Annotated in this window: 4 protein-coding genes and 1 pseudogene; all 5 read right to left on the reverse strand. The window is 47.8% G+C overall.

Features of this window, described 5'->3' with window-relative positions; all coding sequences use genetic code 11:
- A pseudogene (locus tag B3180_RS10680) lies at positions 1–299 on the reverse strand (MFS transporter permease); the annotation flags it as partial.
- A gap of 15 nt (positions 300–314) precedes the next feature.
- On the reverse strand, positions 315–1,058 hold the full coding sequence (locus B3180_RS10685) for a phosphotransferase (protein ID WP_286844419.1): 744 nt from the start codon (positions 1,056–1,058) through the stop codon (positions 315–317).
- Positions 1,055–1,681: a nicotinamide riboside transporter PnuC gene (gene pnuC / locus B3180_RS10690; protein ID WP_054490142.1), complete on the reverse strand. Its 627-nt coding sequence runs from the start codon at positions 1,679–1,681 to the stop codon at positions 1,055–1,057. The genes B3180_RS10685 and pnuC overlap by 4 nt, the downstream gene beginning before the upstream one ends.
- A complete protein-coding gene (locus tag B3180_RS10695; RefSeq protein ID WP_222235888.1) occupies positions 1,674–1,931 on the reverse strand; it encodes a YkoF family thiamine/hydroxymethylpyrimidine-binding protein in 258 nt (85 codons plus the stop codon). Before B3180_RS10695 ends, pnuC begins: the two co-directional genes overlap by 8 nt.
- An 11-nt stretch (positions 1,932–1,942) precedes the next feature.
- Positions 1,943–2,913, reverse strand: a 971-nt coding sequence (locus tag B3180_RS10700) for a TonB-dependent receptor (RefSeq protein ID WP_286844422.1), incomplete at its 5' end; no start/stop codon positions are given.

Here is a 2,913-nt window from a genome sequence, read left to right on the forward strand (position 1 = left end):
TGTTCACGAAGCTTTTGAGCAACAAAAAGCTGAGGTAATAGAGCTAATGATTCACGTAGTGGTACCAGCGCACTAATGAATATAGCAGGGGCTCCGAGCGAACTCAGCATCCACGGCAGTACCAAACGGGCGCTGACGAGGCTATCGCCCAACTTTGTTAACATTAACGATAGCAACATTAAAACAAACGAGCGAGGCTGCTCATTACAGGCTGATTCAGGAATGTCTTTACATACACGGGCATCTTCGTCTTCCGCTAAATAGCCGTACACGCGTTCCGTCAATTTTTTATCCGTCATGGCAGTGTGTTCACATTAAGAGGTATGTCGGAACAAATGCTGCCACACTTTGTTCAGCCATTCCACAAACTCACACCATTGTGACAAACGTTGCCGATCAACCTGGTAGTGAGTTCGTTTTTCATAATCAGAAATTAAACGCTCGACCATTTCACTACTTAGCCGGTTAATTTTTATGGTACTGGCAATATCAAACAGCGGATTCCCTATGCCCGCATATTCCCAGTCAATGATTCTCATTGGGTCGGTCATCAAAATATGGTTCATCGATAAGTCATTGTGACACAACACAGGAAAACTGAGCCAGTCATCAATAACTGAGGCAATAGGTTTTAGCTGCTGCCGCATAACTGTTACAGAGGGTGCGTCAAAAGCTTGCAGTTGCTGCAAGTAATGCTCAATCCGCTCCGCCATTGACCAGGGTGGAACATCAACGCGCACGGAGTGACTTTTGGCCAGTGTCTCAGGCGCGCCGCAAGCTTTAATTAACGGAGATAAAGTGACCTGCTCTAGCGAAGGGGCTTTGTAATAAGGTTGCAATAGCCAACCTTGCCCAGTGTGGTAATCCAATACTTCCGGCGCTAAAGAAAGCTTGGCCAGCTGCTGCTGAAGCGATACTTCCCGCTCTCTGTCAACCGCAAATACTTCTTCATTCCGCCAACGTTTCAATACGTAGTCGTCAGTGCCCGTTATTAAGCGTAAGGCCTGATTGGACTGCCCGGACGCTAAAAGCTTTATTTCTTCTGGCTTATCTATCACCCAATTTCGCCCACGGACTTTAACTGGGTGTCATGGCGCCAACGCCACATGGCGTAAACAACCAGAATAAGATAAACAACAAAAAGCAAAGCAGTAGCCACAAAGCCTTTGCTGGCGTACAAATAAACGTAAACACTGTCTATGACCAACCAGTACCACCAGGTTTCATACGCCTTCTTGGTTACCAGCCAGGTAGCCAGCAAACTGAAGACCGTTGTATAAGTGTCTAGCCACACTGCGTCCGCGTCTGTGTAGACCGACAACAAATAAGCAATTAAAGCGGCCAGGGGAACTAACCACGCCCATTGTATAAGGTGCCATCGCAGCGGATACTTTGCACCGTCAGGGCTCTCTTTTGCGGCGCTTTGCTGACGTTGCCATTGCCACCAGCCATATCCGGCCAAAGCAATGTATATAGTCTGCAGCAAAGACTCCATATACAACCGGCCCTGCCAAAACAATACGGCGTAAATAGTACAGCTTACCGCGGCAGCAGCCCAACACCATTGTCGTTGATGCGCGGCCAGTACGAGATAGCCAAGCGCCAGAACTAAAGCGGTCAGTTCCCAGGGGGAGCTGACCATTAGCTGTTCAAGCCAGAACTCGAGCGAAGACTCAAGCATTCTCCGGCCTTAAATCCTTATTAATAAACTTACAAACCAGAACATTCGAAGGCACATTTTGAAAAAGCAGTTCCATTTCTTCACCTAAAATACGCATAACGTCCTGCATCTCACCAAAGACTTGGGTGCTCATCGTATTGGTCAGAACCGTTAACTCTGAATGCTGGTTTAAGCGCTCAATAAAGTCTTTTATGGTATCCAGATAGCTGTCAGCTAAAGGATACAACGACATTTCCACTGAAACTTGCATGTTACCCTCCTTTAAAACGACTTACTGACAGTAACCCCAAAGCGACGAGGTTCACCATACTGCACGTAAGTTTCGGGGATGTACTCTTTACGTGGGTCATTACCAAAATAGAAGCCACGAATTTCATAGTCTTCATCTGTTAAATTACGACCCCAGAAACTGATACGCCAGTCTTGGTAATGATAGTTCAACGCAAGGTGCAATACTGCCATGCTATCGGCTTTTTGGTTATGCGAATCGGAGAAATAGAATTCATCTTTGCCGTCGGCCTGAATCACCCACTGGAAGTTCTCGCCGACCCAGCCCTCAAGGCCAATATTAAACTGGTAGTTAGGTGCTTGCGCCTGTTCACGGCCCGTCATGTCCATACCGTCTTCCGTGACAAAACCGTCAATTTCGGTTCTTAACCAACTGGCGGAAGCGAAAACAGCCAGCCAGTCAGTCAACTGATTTCGAATTTCTGCTTCCAGGCCATAACCCGTGCCTTCCGCTGCATTTTCGATATAACCGACAAAAGACTGATCGCGATTCACCCAACCTTTTAGCTGAACATCGTCGCGCCAGTGGTAAAACGCGCTAACCCGCGACGTTAAACGGCCATCGGGGCTACTACCTTTAACACCTAACTCAGTACTCCAGAGAATTTCGGGCGCGAAAGTTGCTCGCTCTAATAGATAGTTTTCTAATTCTTCCAGTCCCTGATCTTCAGCTTTACCCAGGGCTTCCCCGTTAACACCTCCGGCTTTATAACCGCGAGCTACTGTTGCGTACAGGTAACTCTCATCGGAAGCTTGGTAGCGCAGACTGAAATTCCCGCCAACCATTGTGTCTTCAGGTTCTGCCGTGACGCCCCGACTGTCCAGGTAGTCATTGTCATAACGCTCAACCCGCAAACCGGTAATGGTACTAACACGGTCAGTCCAATGCTGGGTCAACTCGCCGTACAGAGCACCGTGCTTGCTGTCATAATCGCTTTCAAAAG

It is taken from the genome of Idiomarina sp. UBA4206 (assembly GCF_002383015.1).
Taxonomy (GTDB): domain Bacteria; phylum Pseudomonadota; class Gammaproteobacteria; order Enterobacterales; family Alteromonadaceae; genus Idiomarina; species Idiomarina abyssalis.